Genomic DNA, 21581 nt, shown 5'->3' on the forward strand with positions numbered 1-21581 from the left:
CTTAAAAGAAGCTCTGGTCAATAAATACAATGTCACCAGGTTCAACGTTGCGGTGCATACTGACTCCTTCCATCGTTTGACCTGTTTTATGCTTGGTGAGGTTAATGCCTTTGCGTGAGGCTCTGTCGGTCAAGCCACCTGCTAGAGCGATGGCCTTCTCTATGGTTAACCCTGGACGGTACTCAAATCCACCAGGTTTCCTGACTTCGCCATTAACGTAAAACAGACGAAAGTTATTGATGGTGACCATCACTTTTGGATTGATGAGATAATCGCCTTTTAAGCCCGTTTCTATTTCGTACTTGAGTTGTTTTGGTGTTTTTTTGATTGCTTTAATTCGGCCAAGGTAGGGGTAATCAAAGTAGCCATCTGACGTTATTAGAATATTTTTAATCGTAAGATCTTCTTCACCATAGACCTGCACGGAAATGGTATCGCCAGTATCGAGTAAGTAATCTTCCTCGTTTGAGTCAGCGTTGACCAAAGTGCTAAATAGCAACAACGCTACACTCATGAATTTGATGAATGCCTTCATTAATAATCCTTTTTACAGAGAAAACTGTGCGCTTAAAGTCCAAATATTTTGTTCGAAGCTATAATCCGATCGGCTAGAGTTTTTATCTTGGTATTGCCAATCGGCTTGCAGCTGTATCCAACGTTTGATCTGATAATCGATACCAAAAGATAGAGTGTACCGATCGTCGTTTCTGGAGATTCCCGTGTAATCATCTTGTTGATAAACAGCACCTAAGCGAGTTGCAAGGTAACTATTCCAATCGTGCTTCAGGTTCAGTCGGTAACGAGTTTGTAGGTTGTAATCGCCATCTTGATCGGGGTTAACCGCCGCTTGAGTGGTTTTCACGCTGACTAGAGTTTGTTCTTGAGGCAACCATTCAAAGCCGATATCCCAACTAAAGCCTTTAAATGTCTCTCGTTGAGCGCTGTCAAAATCTTTGATTTGATAACCGAGTCGAGCGATGCCTTTGGTTTTTCCTGTGACTTCCCATTCGGCACCGGTGTAATAGAAACTGGTGTTGTTATCTTTCGATGGCTGCGCAGAATTTCGGTGCTGATAATCGGTTACGATTTGGTTTGTTCCGACTAACCAATAGGTTCTTGGCGTCGCTCTTAAATAGAACTCCAAATGTGCATTGGGAGCTCGAAAATCGTTGTATTTAGTTTTAGCGTTTGGGCGCCCAGGCAAGCCTTCACGATAGTTTTGATAGGTTTTATCACTATAGCCTAAACCGAATTCGAGTCTGCCTTTGGCACCGTTAGATCCAAAGACATAATTGGTTTTTACATCGTTACGGTTGAACTCTATTGGTGAGTCGATTGCGCTACCATTACCTTCGGTAATATCTTCTCCTCGAACTTCATGCTGGGCGCGAAAACGGTAATCAACCACTAAACGATGACGATGATTAAATTCGAAAAAGTTGGAAAACTGAAAAGTGTGGTCGTCGAAGTCGTTGCGATCGTCAGATGAAAAGCCAGCTTTTAACTTATATAAAATATCTGCGCGATAGCGATTCCGTTCTATACGTGCTAATAAGCTTGGTTCTATACCCCAAATATTGACCGATTCTACATTGCCGGATTTTTCCGCTTTATTGATGTTGTCATCTCCCTCGTAGAAAGTTTTTACGAGGGGAATCAACTCTATACCAGACTCGGTTTGGTAAGCCATCGGTTCTGCGAGCAAGTCAGTAGAAAACAGACTCAATGCTATTGCCATTGTCAGTTTCTTCATAATCTCAACCTTAGTAAGCGTTAGCACCAGTGAAGCCTTTGAAAACGGTCATAAAGATGATTTTGATGTCCATCCAAACCGACCAGTGGTGGATGTAATCCAAATCAAATTCGACTCTCTTTTCCATTTTTTCTAAGGTGTCGGTTTCGCCGCGATAACCATTAATCTGCGCCCAGCCAGTAATGCCTGGTTTTACTTTGTGACGTAGCATGTATCGGTCAACAATCTGGCGATACTCTTCATTGTGCGCCACGGCATGAGGGCGTGGACCAACAATAGACATGGTCCCTTGCAGTACATTGATAAATTGAGGTAGTTCGTCCAAAGAGGTGCGACGTAGAAATCCGCCAAAAGGCGTAATACGAGGATCGTTCTTTGTCGCCTGTTTCACGTTGGAACCTTGATCCATGGTTGTCATTGAACGGAACTTCCAGACTTCAATCTTGCGTCCATCAAGACCGTACCGATGTTGTTTAAAGATGACAGGGCCTTTAGACGTTGCCTTAATGCCAATCGCAATGACGAATAGAATAGGGGCGATTAAGACCAAAATAATGCTCGAAAACAAGATGTCTTCAAACCGTTTTACCCAAGAAGAAATTCCAGCAAAAGGTGTATCAAAGACACTTAGTGTTTGAACTTGGCCGATCTGCGCCCAACGAGAATGTAAAAGGTTATAAGTGAAGAAGTCGGGAATCAGATACGTATTTGCGGTGGTATCTGAGAATTGGTTAAGAAGTGACGCAATGCGCTCTTTTGCGTGCATTGGCATCGCGATATAGACGTAATCTACTTCCCCTTTTTTAGCTCGCTCAAGGGCGTGGTCAACAGCTCCTTTAATAGGATAATCAGAATTTGGCAATCTGCCGGAAGATCGTTCGTCGTAAAAGCCATCAAAAAGCACGCCGTGTTCTGTGTGGTTTTGAATTTCGTTAGCTAGGGTAATGCCGTGAGGAGTTTGGCCGATGATGATCGCAGTGCGAGTGTTGAATCCTTTTTTTCTCAAATAGGCTAATCCGGTACGGAATGTTACTCGCCATGCTAAGAGCAGAGCGGGCGTAATCGCAAACCACAGCACTAAAATTGTGTTATCAAATAAGGTATGGACTTCAGAAAAATACAGCACAATAAAGATAAGTGCAGAAGTCACCGCCCAAGAAACACAGACAATAAACATCTGCTCTTTAAACGAACTGGTTCGCCAAGAGCGATACAGATTGCCGCTTTCTGCCATAAATAGAAAAGAGATGCCTCCAACGAAAGCCAATATGACGTAATCTTTCCCCATCGCAGTATTCATGTCTTTGAACACTAAAAGCAGCATAAAAGAGACGATGACAGCAAGATCTGAGATGCGATATAAAAAAGCGAACTCCATCTCATGAGAGCGGATAAGTCCTTTTTGTTTCATGACTCAGTTTCCCTTCTGACACGCTACCGCCCTTGGGTGTCTTCCCCAATTGCCGTGTCGTGAACGTTATTAGTAGTTAGTGCACAGAGCATTCTGTGGAATGCTGCTGAGTTTTTTGTCACGTGTAATTTCGTTGATAAGTGTAAAAATTTGCTTTGTTGAGGTAAGTGGAAATAAGAATGATATTTAGCCCTTTGGCTAAGTTTGGCGGGTTAGGAAAAAGCTGGTACTTACTTATGAGGAATGAGGAAAAGTATTAAAAATGAAGTATCAGTACAAAGACAATGGTTTATGTGAGGGTAGAAGAAACGGGTGATTTGATTCGTTCACGATTAATGATTTAGTATCGAATTGCTGATATTTATTAAGATAAAAAAATCCCTCTCACTTGAGAGGGATTTTTTTGAGTAAGGACGAATGAATTATTCGACTTCTACGCCGTTTTCTTTGTATAGGCGGCGGCATGCGCGACCATCACTGTGGAACAGGTGACAACGATGAGCTGGAATACCGATCTCGATTTTATCGCCAGTGTCGACTGCAAGCGTGTCAGGCTGACGGAAAATAACGTCGGCGTCCGCACCTTCTAGGTTTAGGTATACTTGAGTTTCGTTACCTAGCTTCTCAACAATCATCACTTCACCGTGAATACTTGCATCAGCTTCAGAAGCGGATAATAGGTGCTCAGGGCGAATGCCTAAAGACATTCGGTCGCCGCGGTTAACTGTTGTACCATCCACCGGAATCCAGAAAGATACGCCGTTAGATAGTTGAACTTTGACGCGCTCTGCTTCTACTTCATCAATGAATACGCTCATGAAGTTCATTTTCGGAGAACCGATAAAGCCAGCTACAAAGCGGTTTTGTGGGTAATGGTAAAGCTCAAGCGGCTTACCAACTTGCGATACATAACCGCCGTCTAGTACAACGATTTTATCTGCCATTGTCATCGCTTCTACCTGATCGTGCGTTACGTAGATCATGGTACAACCAAGTTGGCGTTGTAGCTTAGTAATTTGTGCACGCATGTTTACACGCAGTGCCGCATCCAAGTTTGATAGTGGCTCGTCTAGAAGGAATACATTTGGCTGCGATACTAATGTTCGGCCAATCGCCACACGTTGACGCTGTCCACCAGAAAGTGCTTTTGGTTGGCGCTCAAGCAAGTGGCCTAGTTGTAGGATTTCTGCTGCTTGTTCAACACGCTTGTCGATTTCTGCTTTGTCTGCTTTTGCTAGTTTCAAGCCAAATGACATGTTGTCATATAAGTTAAGGTGCGGGTAAAGAGCGTAAGACTGGAATACCATACCAACACCACGTTTGGATGGTTCGACGTCATTCATGCGCTGGTCACCAATATACAAATCACCTGAAGTAATGTCTTCAAGACCGGCAATACAACGTAAAAGGGTAGATTTACCACAACCTGATGGACCTACGAAAACAACAAATTCACCTTCGTTGATTGTTAGGTCTACGTTCTTAGAAATCAGTACGTCGCCATACGCTTTACAAACATTTTTTAACGTGACACTCGCCATGTAGCTCGTCCTCGATCAATTTTTTATTATTCACCGCTCATCATTATATGAATTATCTAGCGAGCAGTAACAGTAGGAATCGGTAAGTTCTTGCGGTTGGTAAGAAAAGTAGGGTAGCACTTCAATAAAATGTCCTGAATAGAAGTGCTACCCATCATAGCCAAGTACGAGTTTCTCTCCCCCACATTATTCGTATTGTCTCCCCCGTGAAATAATTACCACAAACAACACTAATAATGACATTCCACTCGTCTGGCAATGCAAAACCAGCAAATCTTTTTCCTAATACGTAGGCACTGCTGGGAAAGGGTTCTTACCATCCACTCTTGGATGACTGCAGTTTCTAAGATTGTTCGTAGTGCGACATCCTCCTAATAGAAATAATTGTAGGGGGAGTAGAAAGGGAGGAGTAAAAAAGGAGGAGGAAGAAAGCAGTTGGTCGGAAATCACATTATTGCACCACCTAAAGTTGAAACCGATCACAGGAACTATCCATTTTGTGATTTGAGTCTCTTACCCTTGGCGATTTAGATCACGAAAATACGTCATAATTGTAAGGGCGTAGGGATTAGGAGGATGAGACATATTGGATTATTTCAGATGATATATGTCGAAATACGGCTGAACCTCAATGGACTAGCCCTACATCAAAAATATAAAAAGGATACGAACATGAAAAAGTTAAGCGCTGTAGCACTAGGTACTCTTGTTGCTTTGGGTTCTTTTGGTGCTAATGCTGCCATCGAAGAAGGACAACTTACTATCTGGATCAACGGTGATAAAGGCTACAACGGCCTTGCTGAAGTTGGTAAGAAATTTGAAGAAGACACAGGCATTAAAGTGACTGTGGCTCACCCAGATGGCCTTCAAGACAAATTCCCTCAAACTGCAGCGACTGGCGACGGTCCTGATATCGTATTCTGGGCTCACGACCGTTTCGGTGGTTACGCAGAAGCTGGCCTGCTAGCAGAAATTAAACCTTCTAAGAATATTCAAGAAGGTATCGTTGATTTCGCTTGGGATGCAGTACGTTACGACGGCAAATTGATCGGCTATCCAGTTGCGGTTGAGTCTCTATCTCTAATCTACAATAAAGACTTAGTTCCAAACCCACCAAAGTCTTGGGAAGAGGTTGCAGCATTAGATGCAAAACTTAAAAAAGACGGCAAGTCTGCAATCATGTGGAACCTAAAAGAACCGTACTTCACTTGGCCACTAATGGCGGCTGATGGCGGCTACGCGTTCAAATACACTTCTGAAGGTTACGATGTTAAAGACGCTGGTATCGCGAAAGAAGGCGTTAAAGACGCAATGAGCTTCGTAAAAGGCTTAGTTGATAAAGGCGTAATCTCTGCGGATATGGATTACTCCGTGTCTGAGTCTGCGTTCAACCAAGGCAAAACAGCGATGACGATCAACGGTCCATGGTCTTGGGGCAACATTGAGAAGTCAGGCGTTAACTACGGCGTGACTACGCTACCTAAGTTCCAAGGTCAATCTTCTAAGCCATTCGTTGGTGTTCTAACAGCTGGTATCAGCACTGCGTCTCCAAACAAAGACCTAGCAGTTGAGTTCATTGAGAACTACCTACTAACAAACGATGGCCTACGTATGGTTAACAACGATAAGCCTCTAGGTGCGGTAGCGCTTAACTCGTTCCAACGTGAGCTAGATTCAGATACTCGTATCGCTGCAACAATGGACAATGCGATGAACGGCGAAATCATGCCAAATATCCCTCAAATGAACGCATTCTGGGGTGCGGCTAAGAACGCAATCATCAACGTAGTTGACGGTCGTCAAACTGTCGATGCAGCTCTTGCAGATGCAGAAAAACAAATGACTAAATAATTAAGTAAGACCTTTTTAAGGAGGAGGTAACTCCTCCTTACTTTTCTATATTTATTCTATATTCGCTAGCAGGTTCCCTATGCAGTCAGTTCAAGGTACAAATGCTATGACAGCACCAGAAGCCAGCCTTCCGAGCAGCAAAAAAGTGTTCATGAAATGGTCACTTTTAGGCACAGTCGGCATCATCAATGGCTACGCAACAATCCTTATGTATTCTCGCGGTGAGATTGCGTTTGCACTACTTACGCTCATTCTTACCGCTTTAGCGTTGTTCATCTTTGGTAGCAAAAAGACGTACGCACACCGTTACATCTACCCTGGTATAGCAGGGATGATCCTTTTCATTCTTTTTCCTTTGGCGTACACCATAGGTTTGGCGTTTACCAACTATAGCGCGAAAAACCAACTCTCTTTTGATCGCGCTCAGAACGTACTTTTGGACCGAACTTACCAAAGTGGTGATAGCTACCCGTTCACTTTGTATAAAACGGAGCAAGGCCATCAACTTGTGGTTGAAAAAGATGGTGAGCTACTTGCAAGCCCGACTTTTCAGTTTGATAACCTTTCAGCATCGGAGTTTGATCTTTCACCAATTGAAGAAGTAACGGGTGAAAAAGAATCAATCAAGGCGATTGTTAAGAACCGCAGTGCGTTGAGCAGTGTCGATTTACATTTGCCAAGTGGTGATGATATCCGCATGAGTGGGCTGCGCAAATTTGCTGCAGTTGTGCCTTTGTACACATTACAAGAAGATGGTGAAACGCTTTACAACAACCGGACTGAAGAAACGCTACGTCCAAATATGGAAGTAGGTTACTACCAGCCTGTCGATGAAAACGGTCAATTTGTTGGCAGCACAGTGTCACCAGGTTTCGTGGTGAACATTGGTACCCACAACTTTGAGCGTGTTTGGAAAGATGATGGTATCAAAGAGCCGTTTATCAGTATCTTTATCTGGACCATTGTTTTCTCTGCGCTAACCGTATTATTTACGCTTGTTATTGGTCTTGTCCTTGCCAGTGTGGTTCAGTGGGAAGCACTTAAAGGTCGCTCAGTTTACCGTTTGTTGCTAATCCTGCCTTATGCAGTTCCGGCGTTTATTTCTATCTTGATCTTTAAAGGTTTGTTTAACCAAAGCTTTGGTGAGATCAACATGTTGTTGGAAGGCTTATTCGGCATTAGCCCGGCTTGGTTCTCTGATCCGTTCATGGCGAAAACCATGATCTTAATTGTTAACACTTGGCTTGGTTTCCCTTACATGATGATTTTGTGTATGGGCTTACTAAAAGCGATTCCAGACGATTTATATGAAGCATCAGCCATTGATGGTGCGAACTTTGTCACGAACTTCACACGTATCACACTACCAATGATGTTGAAGCCGTTAACACCATTGTTGATCGCGAGTTTTGCATTTAACTTCAACAACTTCGTACTTATCCAGTTGTTGACTGGCGGTGGTCCAAATATGATTGGTACATCAGAGCCTGCGGGTTACACCGACCTACTAGTAAGTTACACCTACCGAATCGCATTCGAAGGTGCTGGCGGTCAAGACTTCGGCCTAGCAAGTGCGGTAGCAACGCTTATCTTCCTATTGGTTGGCGCATTGGCACTTATCAACCTACGCGTAACTAAAGTAGCTCAGGACTAAGGAGAAATTACAATGGCAATGGTACAAGGTAAGTCATTAAAGTATCGTGTTTGGGCTACTCATATTGCAATGTGGGCATTCTTGGCACTGATTATTTTCCCTTTACTGATGATCATCGCGATTTCATTCCGTGAAGGTAACTTTGCAACGGGTAGCCTGATCCCAGACAACCCAACACTTGATCACTGGAAATTGGCATTAGGTTTCTCGGTGACTAATCCAGACGGTACAGTTACACCGCCACCATTCCCAGTAATGACATGGCTGTGGAACTCTGTAAAAGTGGGTGGTATTTCTGCAATCCTAATCGTGGCGCTATCAACCACATCGGCTTACGCGTTTGCTCGTATGAAGTTCAAAGGTAAGAACACCATTCTTAAAGCGATGATGATCTTCCAGATGTTCCCTGCAGTGTTGGCATTGGTTGCTCTGTACGCGTTGTTCGACAAACTGGGTCAGTACATTCCTTTCCTTGGTCTGAACACGCATGGCGGTCTGATCTTCGCTTACTTAGGTGGTATCGCACTGCACGTTTGGACCATTAAAGGCTACTTCGAAAGTATTGACTCGTCTCTAGAAGAAGCGGCGGCTCTTGATGGTGCTACACCATGGCAAGCATTCCGTTTGGTATTGCTGCCACTGTCTGTGCCAATCCTAGCGGTAGTCTTCATCTTGTCGTTCATCATGGTAATTGGTGAAGTTCCTGTAGCGTCACTACTGCTTTCTGATGTAGACTCGTACACACTTGCAGTGGGTATGCAGCAATACCTATATCCACAAAACTACTTGTGGGGTGACTTTGCCGCAGCTGCTGTACTTTCAGCAGTGCCAATCACTGCCGTATTCTTACTTGCGCAGCGCTGGTTGGTTGGTGGTCTAACCGCTGGTGGTGTGAAAGGATAATCTCTTGTGGTCTGAGATTGATAAGAATAACTAGAAAAGGGCGACCACATGGTCGCCCTTATACTTAGCACGGATATTACAATTTTGGTTTGGCCGCCGATCAGTAATATCTTGGCTTTTATTAGCGTTACGCATAGCTGGCTGTTAGCTTAGTTCCTTACGATTCAATCACTAACAGTTTTTGTAACCATAACCTGAGTTTAGACTCAGGTTTTTTTATGCCTGTTAAAGGCAATTTTGCAATAAGTAGATAGAGATTAGCGGCTTTGCAATGGATTACACAGGGCTTGAATAATGCCCTGCGTAGCACTTCACATAAATAACTAGAGCTTAGTAAAAAGCTAAATTGAGGTAGGGAAGGAAGAGATTAAAACTCTCGGCTGGAAGGTGCGCATCCAACGTATTGAAGCAGCGTGTACAAGCTTTCTTGCTGCAGTGCGACGCGACGAAATAGATTAGCAAAGGTAACGTCACCGCCAAAGCAAGTTTGAATGTAATGATTAATTTCTGTTTCGTTATACCCCTCGACGTACATGGTTCTCACCCACTGGTACTCGACCGCTTTTAAATTGGTCAACGTCTCTTCACTTAAGGTCGTTTCTTTTAGTCTCAAGATCCAAACTCTATCCAACTCTAAAATAATGGATGGATTTAAGCAAAGCTAGGTGAAGGATTTATGACAGAGAAGGGCGAGCGTGAAACAAATGGCAAAACCATGATGTTGCTCCACACTCTGGGTCTAGGTAACGTTGAGGTACTTAATAGCGTTCTTAACGGATGCCAGTTACTTGAGGTATTTAACGTGTGCTTCCATTTCTTCCCCAATCTCTTTACGCATGTTCATAAGACGGATAGCGGATTGCTCTAAGGCTTTGTCTTCATCTGACTCTGGAATCCATTTCGGTACATCGGTTGGTTTTCCGTTTTCATCTACAGCAACCATGATAACGATACAGTGAGTGGTGAGTCTGTTTTTCATTTGCTTTGGATCACTAGCTTGCACGTCAATCGCAATGTGCATTGAGCTTCGTCCGGTATAAATGACTTTCGCGCTAACTTCGACTAAGTTGCCGACATGAATCGGAGCAACAAACCGAATGCCGCCAGCATATGCGGTAATGCAATATTTACCACTCCACGCTGCAGAACAGGCGTACGCTGCCAAGTCGATCCATTTCATTACGGCGCCGCCGTGCACTTTTCCGCCAAAATTTACGTCGCTGGGTTCTGCTAAAAAGCGAAGGGTAATGTCTCTTTGACCACTGCTCATCTGTCTTTCCTTGATGGGTTATTGTTTTCCCAATTTAGCAGCAAGATGAATTTTCGGGAATAGCGAATGAAACAAAATTTTAACTTTTATTCGAACGCTGGAAGTGACAAGCCACAGCGTAGTTCTGTGGCTTGGGGTGTAGATGTTAATTGGCGGTAGAGGCAATCTCAGAATTGGATAATGGTTTTCTCTGTCTTACTTTTACTTGCGACAGGATAACGCCAGAGATGACTAACAACCCACCAATAATGTGGTAAGCGTAAATTTTCTCACCAATTAGTGTTGAAGCAAGTATGACGGAAACCACAGGCATTAGGTTCATGAACATAGCACTTGAATCAGCACCAATTGAATCAATCGCTTTGACCCACATCAGCGGCGCGAAAATGGAAGCAGCAATACCAGCATAAGCGATTAATGGTAGCGCGTCTTGGCTTGGTAACAGTTGCTCACTAGAGAGCCAAAGTGGTGTGAGCATCAAAACAGAAAAGAAGCCCTGCATGTAAACCAGAGTCAAACTACTGAATGGCATTTTCCAGCGTTTTAGCAGAACACAATAAGCCGCGTATACCATGGCAGCAACGAGCATTAAGCTGTCACCTTGCGTTAAGTCTTGATGTAAAAAGTAAGTGATATCACCGTGACCAAGCATAAATGCCAAGCCGCCGAGCGAAATGACACCACCGACGATACTTAACATTGATATAGATTTACCGAGCAATGGGACACTTAAAAACACACTGATCAAAGGAACTAAAGAGGTGATCAGGGCCATATTAGAGGCCGTTGTTGTTAAACCGGCATAGTATCCAAGTGACTGGTTGAGAACCATACCAAGTAACGCAAGAAACGCCAACTTAGCTAAGTAAGGTCGAATAATGTGTCGTTGTTTGATGATTGCAGGCAGGCAAAATGGCGTTAGGAGTACCATTGCGACAAACCAACGGTAGAAACTCATCGCACTTGGTTCAATGGCGCTCGCAGCCATCTTGTTCACAATTGAGTTACCACCCCAAATCATAACGGTGAAAAACGGAAGTAAATAAATCATGAGAACCCTATAGCACAATTATTGATGGCGCTAGTCTGGCAGGTCTTTATAATAAAAAGTATCTCTTAAAAGACATCGTAAGCGATAGGAAGACAATTTTGAAAAAGAGCGCCAGAAATCTTCACCCCTCCTTATCAATCGATCGTGCGCCATCAGATGTATTTATGAATTTCGAAGCGTTTCTCTCTAATACAGAAACACGAATTCATAGCCACCCTTGGGGGCAAGTGCAACTGATCAGCGGTGGGATTCTGGAGATGGATGCAGAAGACACAAGATTTCTAGCACCTCCACATCTTGCTATTTGGGTTCCCGCCGGAATTCGTCACACTAGCTACAACCGTAAGCCAATCGAATATTGTTCTTTGAATATTGCCCCTGAATTGACGGCGCATTTTCCAACTAAAACGAGCTTGATCAAAGTGACTCCAATCGTGTCATCTATTATTGAGGACTTTCGTCAGCGAGACATTAATGTGGCGCAAACTGATGAAGACAAGCGCTTGGTACAAGTGTTATTGGACCAGCTTGCAAAGCAAGAAGTCGAACATCACTTTTTACCGACTACCGACAATAAGTATCTTGAACCGATTTTAAAAGCAGTAGAAGAATCGCCGACGGATGAGATCAGTTTGGCGGAGTGGGCGGCAAAAGTGCATACCACAGAACGCACGTTAGCGAGACATTGCCAGAGTGAGTTGGGCATGAGCTTTACTGAGTGGCGCTTACGTGTGCGATATTTACATTCTATGGAGTTGCTGCGTAAAGGGCAGACTGTGAAAGAAGTCGCTCTGACGTTAGGTTATAACCAAGCTAGCCCTTTTATCGCGATGTTCAAGAAATACTCCGGCATGACACCGGAGCAATACAAGAATCGATTGTTGTAAAAGTGTAGAGTCTATTTTAAAAAAATTGACAATGCGCTGTATGATGACCGACTCGAAAAGCTGATGGTATTGGAAAGACCTACGTCTATCTTGTGTCAGATTGAGTCAGAATTATAACCTTGAGAATTCGCTTTATTATCATTGCTTTACAACATGCCTGTAAGATTCTTTAGATGATACAATGTGCTAAAGTGACAAAAAAACTCAATTGACACCGCTTAGATTTAAGTATTGATTGTTATTAGTTTCTTCAGCCGCCAATTTGTCCCTACTTTTCAAGGAAGTAGAGTTGTACTGTGCAACTATAACTCTTCTACCCTCAATCGTGAGTTCCAATGTGGGTGACCATATATTCTGATCGCGATGCGTCACAATAATCACGGTCGAGTTCAATGTTTGAATATGTTGAGCAATACTTTTTTCGGTTGCTTCGTCTAATGCTGCCGTCGCTTCGTCGAAAATGAGGATTGGCGCCTTTTTAATGAGAGCTCGCGCAATTGCAACTCTCTGTCTTTCACCTCCTGACAACCCTGAGCCTCTTTGTCCTACTGTTTGATGTATTCCTTTAGGAGATGAGTCAATAAGTTTGTCCAATTGTGCGTGTCTTGCAAAGCTCTCAACTTCATAATCACTTGCATTGGGATTACCTAACCGAATGTTATCCGCCAATGTGCCAGTAAAAATGACCGGTTCCTGAGCAACATAGGCTATATGCTGGGTGAGCACGTCATAAGGGATATTCTTTAGATCTATCCCTCCGAGCGAAATAAGACCTTGGTCAGGATCATCAAACCTTAGAAACAGGCCCAGTAAAGTGCTTTTCCCACTGCCACTGACTCCATTGATGACGACGGTATCACCTTGTTTGATCTCCGTGCTAGCATCTTCAAAGAGATCTAAATGGCCCACAAGGTTCAGTTCGAACTTATGGTTTTTGGGGGAGGTTGCAAATTGAGGATTAGGCTCAGGCAGAACAGGGACATTCGTTAACTGAGCGTAATTTTTAATTGAGGATTTTACGTCGTTAATCGCAAAGCCTGCCAACGCGAGTTCACCCAAAGGTGCAGCTGCACGGGTAATCAATATCAATAAAGCCAAGGCTAATAAGGGTTGAGTAATCGGCTCTAAGACGAGATAGATGGCGATACCTGCAAGGGGTAAAATCGTTGCCAATCCTGATACTAAGGTTGCGATAGAAGCGTTACGATTAATAGTTGAATGAGCTTCTTCTTGTGCGTGCCAACTCTGTTCAATACGCTCGATTGAGCGCTCAGGCCCCGCTGTTGAGCGAAGTAACTCAAGGTGATCTATGAGCTCAAGTGTTGATTTAGTCGCTTGAAGCTCTGCGTCATGTCGGTCGCTATCTGAGCGACTTAGGTATCTTTGCGCCTTGTACTGAACGAGCAGTGCAACTAGTAACAATACGGCACTGAGTAGTGCAATTTCACCTCCTCCAACGACCCCAATACCGATAATTAAAAATATGGGTAACATTGGAGCGTGCAAAAATGTTTGTAGCTGATGAGCAGGAATGGCCATAAAGCCAGGTATTCCTCGTTCTGCTAGTTGAGTGAGCTGAGTTCTATGCTGATCATTAAACCAAGCTAACTTTGCTTTACTGAGCGAATGACCTACTGATGAATAAAGATCCCCAGCCAGTTTCGCACCAGAGAGAAATCCAGAACGAGTTACAATAACGGTAACTATCACAGTTAGAACAGCAGCTATTATGACGTTCAATGGTGAAGCTTGTTCGACAATAGATATTGCAAGAAATGTGTAAGCCGTTGCCTCAAATAATGCAACTAGTCCCCAACCTATAGCGACTCGATATAGACGGTGCTTTGCACTTTGTGGAATTGTCGAATTGGAATAGAGGGTATTGTGAGCCGTCATACTTCTTCATCCTGTCGTTGAGCCTTTCTGTTGAGCATCAATGTAGTGTCTGCAAGTTTCGCGAGTTCTGAGTCGTGAGTAATTATGATCAATATCTTGTCTTGTGTTTTCGCAAACTTCGCGAGATTTCTGATCACAGTGAAGGCCGTATTTTTATCGAGAGCACTGGTTGGTTCATCCAGTAATAGAACGTTGGCTTGAGTTAGAAATGTGTTAGCTATTGCGACACGTTGTTGCTCGCCTCCTGAAAGCACGCTTGCATCAGAATTGAGGTCAATCTTTAATTGAGCTTGTTGCAAAGCTTGGTTCAGCTCGTCGTCACTTGAACTTGGCGTTGATAGTTTCAAATTCTGCCTAATGGTAGTTTTGAGTACACCGATATCTTGGGGTACATAGCGTATGGAGGAGTATCGGGATATCTCAGAGAGTTTAGACAGTTGATTGCCTCCTAAGGTAACGAAGCCTGAAAGAGGTGTTTCTTGACCTGCTAATAGACGTAGTAACGTACTTTTGCCTGCTCCGCTAGGCCCCATGATGGCTGTAAATGAACCCCGTGGGAAGTAGTGGGAGAAGTTATCAATAATATTAACGGTTCCATTAGCCACTACGATATTTGATGCTTGTAGTGATAGCGGTTTTTCTCCCGCGCTCAAACTGCCACTTTCTATTTGTGGTTGCTGTAAAAAGTCGCTGATGTTCTTTGCAGCATTCTTTCCTGCGTTAACGTAGTCCAATCCATGGCCAAGCTTCAGTGCGGGTGATACGACGGCCAAACCAAAAAAGAATAGCGACGCCATTGCCACGGGACTTAATTCATAGCCAATGGTATAGGCCATTGCGAAAGTCGAAACCGCTTGAAGTAATGCGGTAGCAATTGCTGCTGGAAGGGCAACGCTACCAACCCATTTCACTATGCCGTGAGTAAAGCGTCTTGTGGCATCATTATAGCTGTCGAGTGCTCCTGCTTGCGTGCCGTAAATTCGATTTACTCGGATACCTCTTGTGTAGTCGTTTACTGCGGTAACGATATCACCCATTATTGTCATGCGCTCTTTGCCATGTTTAGCGGCGAACCTAGGTAAAAAGAGTAGGTAGTACAATGATGCAATTAGACCAGGGAGCAGAGTAAGCATCGCTACCGGACCTGTGAGATTCAACATGATAAAAATAGAAGTTGCGGGTACGACAATGAATGTCACGAGTTCTGAAGGCAAATGCGCAACCATGTGGTGAAGCGTGCTGATGTCTTCGGAAACTATGCGACGCAGTTGATTATCACCATATTGAGAGATGGTCTTGCTTGGCAAGCGCGTCAAGTGCTGAGCAACTTGGCGACGTAATCGAGTGGAAAACTGCGACTCGGCATCATGAACTAACCACGAGCCCACTGATGAGGCAAGTGCGCTAGCCGCCCAAAGTCCTATGGCACCGTAAATCCATTGGTTTGCAAATTTATCGATAAGGTTTATCAAGCATAGCAGTGCACCAACTTTTGCCACAGCGGCAAGTGCTTCACAAAACGTTCCCAAAGCAAGCTTCTTAATCGATGGCTTTAAGGCTGGCATTAAGCTAGGCGTAACGTAATGTTGGCTGATTTTACTTATCATATTGTCACCTTATCTAGCCTATCAAGCGAAAATAAGGAGAACGTGGTAGAGCATATTGAGCTCTTATCGTTTTTCATATAAAGCCTATGGAAGTGGACGTTGATGGATTATGTTTTGAATTAACTTTGGCCGTAGGTGTTGCGAGCTCTTTGTCTGCTTGAATGTTGAAGATGAGTACTTCCTTTGATTTGTTGTGAATTTTCATGAACAGCCAAATGGGAGTAAGTCCCCCTTAGAAGGCAGGCTAAAGGGGAGGTGGAGGGATTAGAAATCCGCAGTAGCTGACAGCATCACTGTACGTGGTGCGCCAAGAGCTAGGTCCGCATAGTGGGTGGTTGTCCAGTAATCTTCATCCAGTACATTGTTTACGCTAAGGCGCCAAACCACGCTTGTTTCAGCAATATTTGAGTTGTAGCGTGCGCCAAGATCAAGAATAGTCTGTGCAGGTAATGCCTGAGTGTTTTGTGCATCAATGTATTGTTCAGACATATAGTTCGCTTGGCCGATAAGCGTGAGATCACGCATCGCAGGGAGGTTCCATTCTAATGCGAGTTTAGCTTGTAAATCGGGTAGCTTAGTTGCTTGTTTCCCCTCCTCTGTCACATCTGTTGCTTTTGTAATCTCTGCATCTGTATAGGCGATACCACCGATGAGTGTATAGTCCTTTGATAGTGTGCCGTAGAACCCCCATTCAATACCGCGATTGCGCTGTTCACCACCGAAAGAAAAAATGTTGGTATCCGGATCTTGGTACCCATTTGGCTTTTTAATCTCAAATAAACTGAACGTATGAGCAAAGCCGTCCAGGTCAAGCTTCACGCCTGCTTCAGTCTGTTTGGTTTTTTGGGGTTCAAAAGCCTCTCCTGCGTTTGCAGCGCTAGAGCCTGCTGTTTTCCCATTCGTTAAGCCTTCGGTGTAGTTACCATAAAGCGAAACTGAGCTCGAAACTTTGTATAATGCTGCAAGTGCGGGAGTGTAAGTACTTTCCTTAAACTTGGTGGTAGGAAGCGACATTCCGTTCATTATTATTCCAGATTCATAATCAATGCTCTGGTAACGCAAGCCGAGCGTGATTTGGTATTTCCCATCAACAAAAGATAACGTATCGGCAATGCCATAGCTGACCTGAGTTGAATCGATAGGTGAACCATAGTAGTTGTCGTAAACTGAATTTTCTGGTCCCCAAACAGGATCATAAATATTCGAGTTCCAAGGGGCTGGATTATTATTACCTGTTGGAGAATCATTTTTATCTTCTCTAAAGTAAGTACTATTCAGTACAAGGTGGTGTTCTACTGGGCCAGTGTCAAAGTTGCTACGAACACCTATCTCACCTGAAGTCCGTTTGTTCTCAAGATTAACTGATCCGAGAGATACCTCTAGGTTACCCTCGTTATCGATGATTTTGATTCGTTGCGGTACATTTGAATGAAAATCTGTACGGCTACCACCCAATGCGCTGTATACAGTTACAGAGTCACTAACGCTTAGCTCCCCGCGAATCATCATCCCTTTATCTTCGCTATCATTGTAGGCCCAACTTGGCGTCAATAATGTGTCAGATGGAGGAGGTGATGGGATTTTGAGACCAGAAGCGATGCTTAACCCACGGTTTGCACCTTCAACTCGCTCTGTACTGTAGTAAAAATCTGCTTCAAGGAAAGCAATGTCATTACGCCAATCAAGGCTTAATGATGCAAGTTGAGTTTTGTTGCTTTGGTTGTTTATCGCGGTGTCTCCATCTTTAAATGCACCGTTGAAACGAATACCAAATTCTTCATTTGTACCAAAGCGACGTCCAATATCGATATGTCCTCCGAATTGAGTGTCCGGTAAGTAGCTGCCGGTGAAAGATGTGATTGGTGTTTCTTGTGCTCTTTTTGTCACTAAGTTGATGGTGCCACCAACAGATCCATTCGGTGGCATACCGTTGAGCAAAGAAGCAGGACCTTTAAGTACATCAATACGTTGATACATTTCAGGAGAGGTTCGGTAATAAGGAGCGATACCATACAATCCATTAAGCATAACGTCGCTAATGTCTGAGTTGAAACCTCTTATTTTGAAACTTTCTTTGTTTAAGCCGGTTTCACCGCTGGTGAAAACAGAGGGATCAGAAGCTGAGATTACATCTGAGATATCGCGTGCTTGTTGGTCTTGAATGTGTTTTTCTGTGTATCCAATCGTATTGAAAGGCGTTTCCATGAAGTTTTTGTCGCCAAGCATTCCTATATTACTCGCGTGAGAAACTTTGCCAGCGGCATAAACTCTGTTTGCTTCACCATAAACTGTCATTGATTCATCTACGACTTCTTCAGCTTGAGCGATACTAATTGGTACGACAAAAGTACTAAATTGAAGTGAAATAAAGAGGGCGATATGACATGGGCTTGGTTTGTTTTTCTGTGAAGAGTCCATCGCTATCTGATGATAGTCATGAGTCATTATAGATTCCTTTTCTTTGTTTGGGCTAGCTCACATCCGTTCTGACGTCGATTGAGTGTTGAATTACTTAAGATCCAACTCATTGTTATTAGATTTAGCTTTGGTAACCTTTTAGGATGTCTTCAATTATGATTTTCAGAGATGTGATGCTTGCTGAAGTGATGTACCAAGCATCGGCATCAACAAAAACGACGTTGTCGTTTTTCCATGCTTTGGTTTGACGGAGTAGTGGGTTTGCTAAGTGTTCCGCATCAATGACAGGCTTTCCTTCCATTACTGCTGTTCGATCAATGATGTAAAGAATGTCTGGATCAGCTTGGCTAATGAACTCGCTAGAAATTGGCTGACCATGCAAACCTGTCTCCACTTTTTCACTCGCTGGTTTTACCCCCAGAACATCGAAAACGAAGCCATAACGAGACTCAACGCCAAATGAGCTGAAAGCACCATTGTTATGCATGACAACCAAAGCTTTTTCAGAACGCTCTTTCGTAACAGCGCGCACTTCTGCGACTTTTGCATCGATTTCGGCAACTTTCTGTTGGGCTAGCTCCTGCTTTTCAAAGATCTCACCAAGCTCTACAAGGTGTTTCTTAATGGTATCGACGTGATGGTCACGACTATTACGGTAGTTGATGTCAAAATGTAAAGTCGGAGCGAGTTGAGAGAGTTCTTCATACTGATTAGCATGTAGCGGAGTCATCAATACGAGATCTGGTTTTAGGGCATAGATCTTTTCCATATTAGGCTGAACTATCGCACCAAGATCCGCTATCTCAGGTGTGTCTTTGTATTTCGCTAGAAAGTGAGGAACAAAGTCTTTCACCATTCCTGAGATTGGAACATTTAGCTGATCTAAAAAGTCCACTTCGTTCATATCTAATGCTGCCACTCGTTGAGGGCGATGAGAAATAGTAGTTGCTCCGAGATTGTGTTCAATCACGATGAGCTTTTCTAATGGCTGAGTATCTTCAATTTTAGTTATTTCCGGCTCGCAACCTGATAAGGTTCCTAGAGCGCAGCAAGCAAGCGCGATACTCAAACGTAGGGGGCTATTAAACATGGGGTATTTCCTTTTTGTCAGTGAGTTGTCTTTAAACAGGCGAGTAACAGTTTTCATATTTGGCTTCTTGTTCTTATCGTGATGGCTAGGAAATATCCCCCACAAAGGACATTCACCAAAATAGAGACGGTGGTTTTAAAGTTAAATAAGTGCTCTACCAGAAGTTGACCAGACAAGAACATGACAATTGCAATAGCACAAGCAACGAGCAATATGTGTCTGTAGTTCGGTGCGCTAGTAACGGAATAAGCAATATTGGCAATAAAAATTCCCATAAAAGCCGTTGGGCCAATCAAGCTCGTCGAAATTGCTACTAAAATGGCGATTACAGCAAAGAACTTTGGTACATATTGCTTATCATTTAGTCCTAATGACATCGCTTGGTCTCGACCTAGACCTATCACATCTAGCTCGCGTGACCATCTGTTAGCAAAGAGTGCCAAAACGCTTAACGCAATACTGGAAAAAAGTAACGTAGAAGGTTTCGCTCGCTCAAACGAGGTATAGCTGAGCCCTTGAAGGATAGAGAATTCTCCAGGGCTTATTCTGAGCTGGATAAATTGAGCAAGAGTTGTCAGCACCATTGTCAAAACAAAGCCAATCAGCAGAACTTGGTGCATGTCATGTTTAAATCTATTGAGTACCCAAGATTGAATCGCTAAGGAATACAACAGAATGAGTATTGCAGAGACAGCGAAATTACCGACAACACCTAATGTAGCAATGCCAGAAGTGCCCCCTAGTAATAAGAGTAGGGTTTGCCAAACCAGATAAACCGACTCATATCCCATAATGGATGGCGTAAGAATACGATTACCAGCTAAAGCTTGGAAAATAACAGCAGAGATGGCCACGCAGCTGCCCCCAATAACTATGGCACCAAGTTTAATCAGCCTCTTAGGGATGACGTAATCAAAATCCCACCCAGAGCTTGTAAAGATAAAGGCGATAGACAGTATGCAAACGAGTATAATGCTCACTCGCATGTTTGAGTAATGTGATCTCATACTCGTGCTCCTTTCAAAAGAAACACAAGAAACATGACTCCCCCGATAGCACTGGCTGTTAATCCAATTGGGACTTCAAAAGGAAAGGCAACAACTCTGCCTATGACATCGCAAAAAATAAGTAACGAAGCGCCGCCTAGTGCAACGATTGGTAGGGTGTTTTTAAGGTGATCGCCATATTTTAGTGCGACTAGGTTAGGTATGACTAAACCGATAAAATGAATGGCACCTACGGTCACCACTGTTATAGCAACTGTCACGGAAACTAGCATTAGACCCAAGGCGGCAGTGAACGCAATATTAATTCCTAAGTTGGACGCAACATCTTCGCCCATTCCCATCACAGTAAACTTATGTGCATATAAGTAAGTCAGTAGGGTGATGGGTAAAATCAAGAAAATTATTTCATAGTGTTCTTGGACCACTTTGGAGAAATCTCCCATTAACCAACCGGACATACTCTGTAAGATGTTGTTTTGATAAGCATAAAACTCCGCTATAGCACTTAGTACACTACCAAACATAAGCCCAATCACAGGTATTAACGCAGAGTTACTGAATTTAATTTTTCGTACGATGGCAATGTAGATAAGGCCAGCGGCGAAGCAAAATAGTACGGCGAAGAGCATACGTTCAAGCTTGTCTGAGGATGGAAGCATGACGATAGATACCAAAATACCGAGCTTTGCCGCATCGATACCGCCTGTGGTGCCCGGCTCAACAAAACGATTTCTAACAATATGTTGAAGAATAACACCACATATTGCGAGACCAGATCCGGTAAGAATTAGTGCGATTAGCCTTGGTAATCTGCTAGCAGTAATCGGTAGCCAAGCTTTGTCATCCATGGTCAGCAATAACGACCAATCTAGTTGGTTTGCGCCGACGAAAATTGAAGTTAAGCACAGTATAAAAAACAGGCTTACTACGTGAATACTCATACAGAATCTGCCCCAAAATAAAGTGAGTTTCTCTTAACTTATGACTTGGGGATGGAATACGAATAATGAATATCTATTCGCATATAGGTTCTAAATTCCAACAAAACATAACCAAGTTATTTTTTATAAACATTAAGGTCACAATCCAGCCCTCAAAGTATCACTAGGCCATACCTAAAAATTCAACGTGCTGATTTGGCTTTAAAACTGGATTAACTAGCAAAAGAAAAGTGCCGCTTTCAATGCAAAGAGAAAGAGGTTCTCGATTTAAAATTAAAATACAAATGATAATTATTTTCAT

17 protein-coding genes are annotated in these 21581 nt (G+C 43.3%); 4 read left to right on the forward strand and 13 right to left on the reverse strand.

The annotated features are described in order from the left end of the window. Window position 1 precedes the first annotated feature (1 nt). From R8N28_RS00220 to malK, 4 genes are all read right to left on the reverse strand, one after another. Window positions 2–535 (reverse strand): polysaccharide biosynthesis/export family protein, encoded by a 534-nt coding sequence (locus R8N28_RS00220; protein WP_005375265.1) that lies wholly within the window; start codon window positions 533–535, stop codon window positions 2–4. 12 nt (window positions 536–547) lie between these two features. Then, window positions 548–1753, reverse strand: coding sequence for an outer membrane beta-barrel protein (locus tag R8N28_RS00225; protein ID WP_053307882.1), 1206 nt, complete (start codon window positions 1751–1753; stop codon window positions 548–550). 10 nt (window positions 1754–1763) lie between these two features. Next, complete coding sequence (locus R8N28_RS00230; protein ID WP_065275439.1) at window positions 1764–3164, reverse strand: undecaprenyl-phosphate glucose phosphotransferase; 1401 nt, start codon at window positions 3162–3164, stop codon at window positions 1764–1766. A gap of 422 nt (window positions 3165–3586) precedes the next feature. After that, the gene (gene malK / locus R8N28_RS00235; RefSeq protein WP_005375271.1) at window positions 3587–4705 is read right to left on the reverse strand and encodes a maltose/maltodextrin ABC transporter ATP-binding protein MalK; all 1119 of its coding nucleotides are present in this window, start codon (window positions 4703–4705) and stop codon (window positions 3587–3589) included. A gap of 672 nt (window positions 4706–5377) precedes the next feature. Here malK and malE point away from each other — a divergent pair. From malE to malG, 3 genes are all read left to right on the forward strand, one after another. Next, window positions 5378–6556 carry a maltose/maltodextrin ABC transporter substrate-binding protein MalE gene (gene malE, locus R8N28_RS00240; RefSeq protein WP_005375272.1) on the forward strand — a complete coding sequence of 393 codons (1179 nt, stop codon included), beginning with the start codon at window positions 5378–5380 and terminating at the stop codon, window positions 6554–6556. 79 nt (window positions 6557–6635) lie between these two features. Further along, entirely contained in the window at window positions 6636–8210 is a 1575-nt protein-coding gene (malF, locus tag R8N28_RS00245) for a maltose ABC transporter permease MalF (protein ID WP_065275438.1), read from the forward strand. A 12-nt stretch (window positions 8211–8222) separates the two neighbouring features. Continuing rightward, on the forward strand, window positions 8223–9113 hold the full coding sequence (gene malG / locus R8N28_RS00250) for a maltose ABC transporter permease MalG (protein ID WP_005375275.1): 891 nt from the start codon (window positions 8223–8225) through the stop codon (window positions 9111–9113). Window positions 9114–9480: 367 nt separating this feature from the next. Here the strand turns inward: malG and R8N28_RS00255 are convergent, their stop codons facing one another. From R8N28_RS00255 to R8N28_RS00265, 3 genes are all read right to left on the reverse strand, one after another. Next, on the reverse strand, window positions 9481–9726 hold the full coding sequence (locus R8N28_RS00255; RefSeq protein WP_005375277.1) for a hypothetical protein: 246 nt from the start codon (window positions 9724–9726) through the stop codon (window positions 9481–9483). Window positions 9727–9897: 171 nt separating this feature from the next. Continuing rightward, window positions 9898–10383: an acyl-CoA thioesterase gene (locus R8N28_RS00260; protein WP_005375279.1), complete on the reverse strand. Its 486-nt coding sequence runs from the start codon at window positions 10381–10383 to the stop codon at window positions 9898–9900. Between the two features lie 145 nt (window positions 10384–10528). After that, window positions 10529–11434: a DMT family transporter gene (locus tag R8N28_RS00265; protein WP_054574462.1), complete on the reverse strand. Its 906-nt coding sequence runs from the start codon at window positions 11432–11434 to the stop codon at window positions 10529–10531. Between the two features lie 98 nt (window positions 11435–11532). On the opposite strand from R8N28_RS00265, the gene R8N28_RS00270 reads away from it, so the two are divergent. Continuing rightward, window positions 11533–12321, forward strand: a complete 789-nt coding sequence (locus R8N28_RS00270; RefSeq protein WP_005385013.1) for an AraC family transcriptional regulator — start codon at window positions 11533–11535, stop codon at window positions 12319–12321. A 204-nt stretch (window positions 12322–12525) separates the two neighbouring features. Here the strand turns inward: R8N28_RS00270 and R8N28_RS00275 are convergent, their stop codons facing one another. From R8N28_RS00275 to R8N28_RS00300, 6 genes are all read right to left on the reverse strand, one after another. Further along, window positions 12526–14217, reverse strand: a complete 1692-nt coding sequence (locus tag R8N28_RS00275; RefSeq protein WP_017821247.1) for an ABC transporter ATP-binding protein — start codon at window positions 14215–14217, stop codon at window positions 12526–12528. Further along, the gene (locus R8N28_RS00280; RefSeq protein ID WP_065275437.1) at window positions 14214–15824 is read right to left on the reverse strand and encodes an ATP-binding cassette domain-containing protein; all 1611 of its coding nucleotides are present in this window, start codon (window positions 15822–15824) and stop codon (window positions 14214–14216) included. The genes R8N28_RS00275 and R8N28_RS00280 overlap by 4 nt, the downstream gene beginning before the upstream one ends. Before the next feature lie 264 nt (window positions 15825–16088). Then, window positions 16089–18269 carry a TonB-dependent receptor gene (locus R8N28_RS00285; RefSeq protein WP_318183311.1) on the reverse strand — a complete coding sequence of 727 codons (2181 nt, stop codon included), beginning with the start codon at window positions 18267–18269 and terminating at the stop codon, window positions 16089–16091. 94 nt (window positions 18270–18363) lie between these two features. Then, a complete protein-coding gene (locus tag R8N28_RS00290) occupies window positions 18364–19332 on the reverse strand; it encodes a siderophore ABC transporter substrate-binding protein (protein ID WP_053307880.1) in 969 nt (322 codons plus the stop codon). Between the two features lie 53 nt (window positions 19333–19385). After that, a complete protein-coding gene (locus tag R8N28_RS00295) occupies window positions 19386–20339 on the reverse strand; it encodes an iron chelate uptake ABC transporter family permease subunit (RefSeq protein WP_053307879.1) in 954 nt (317 codons plus the stop codon). Next, entirely contained in the window at window positions 20336–21280 is a 945-nt protein-coding gene (locus R8N28_RS00300) for an ABC transporter permease (RefSeq protein WP_033906772.1), read from the reverse strand. The genes R8N28_RS00295 and R8N28_RS00300 overlap by 4 nt, the downstream gene beginning before the upstream one ends. Window positions 21281–21581: the final 301 nt, after the last annotated feature.

The sequence above is a fragment of the Vibrio sp. Vb1554 genome, assembly GCF_033344235.1.

Excerpts from the sequence above, each read along its gene's own strand:
- malE (WP_005375272.1), top strand. The coding sequence starts at position 5,378 with ATGAAAAAGTTAAGCGCTGTAGCACTAGGTACTCTTGTTGCTTTGGGT.
- R8N28_RS00260 (WP_005375279.1), bottom strand. The coding sequence starts at position 10,383 with ATGAGCAGTGGTCAAAGAGACATTACCCTTCGCTTTTTAGCAGAACCC.
- R8N28_RS00300 (WP_033906772.1), bottom strand. The coding sequence starts at position 21,280 with ATGAGTATTCACGTAGTAAGCCTGTTTTTTATACTGTGCTTAACTTCA.
- R8N28_RS00225 (WP_053307882.1), bottom strand. The coding sequence starts at position 1,753 with ATGAAGAAACTGACAATGGCAATAGCATTGAGTCTGTTTTCTACTGAC.
- R8N28_RS00280 (WP_065275437.1), bottom strand. The coding sequence starts at position 15,824 with ATGATAAGTAAAATCAGCCAACATTACGTTACGCCTAGCTTAATGCCA.
- R8N28_RS00220 (WP_005375265.1), bottom strand. The coding sequence starts at position 535 with ATGAAGGCATTCATCAAATTCATGAGTGTAGCGTTGTTGCTATTTAGC.
- malK (WP_005375271.1), bottom strand. The coding sequence starts at position 4,705 with ATGGCGAGTGTCACGTTAAAAAATGTTTGTAAAGCGTATGGCGACGTA.
- R8N28_RS00295 (WP_053307879.1), bottom strand. The coding sequence starts at position 20,339 with ATGAGATCACATTACTCAAACATGCGAGTGAGCATTATACTCGTTTGC.
- R8N28_RS00230 (WP_065275439.1), bottom strand. The coding sequence starts at position 3,164 with ATGAAACAAAAAGGACTTATCCGCTCTCATGAGATGGAGTTCGCTTTT.
- malG (WP_005375275.1), top strand. The coding sequence starts at position 8,223 with ATGGCAATGGTACAAGGTAAGTCATTAAAGTATCGTGTTTGGGCTACT.
- R8N28_RS00290 (WP_053307880.1), bottom strand. The coding sequence starts at position 19,332 with ATGTTTAATAGCCCCCTACGTTTGAGTATCGCGCTTGCTTGCTGCGCT.
- R8N28_RS00275 (WP_017821247.1), bottom strand. The coding sequence starts at position 14,217 with ATGACGGCTCACAATACCCTCTATTCCAATTCGACAATTCCACAAAGT.
- R8N28_RS00265 (WP_054574462.1), bottom strand. The coding sequence starts at position 11,434 with ATGATTTATTTACTTCCGTTTTTCACCGTTATGATTTGGGGTGGTAAC.
- R8N28_RS00285 (WP_318183311.1), bottom strand. The coding sequence starts at position 18,269 with ATGACTCATGACTATCATCAGATAGCGATGGACTCTTCACAGAAAAAC.
- malF (WP_065275438.1), top strand. The coding sequence starts at position 6,636 with ATGCAGTCAGTTCAAGGTACAAATGCTATGACAGCACCAGAAGCCAGC.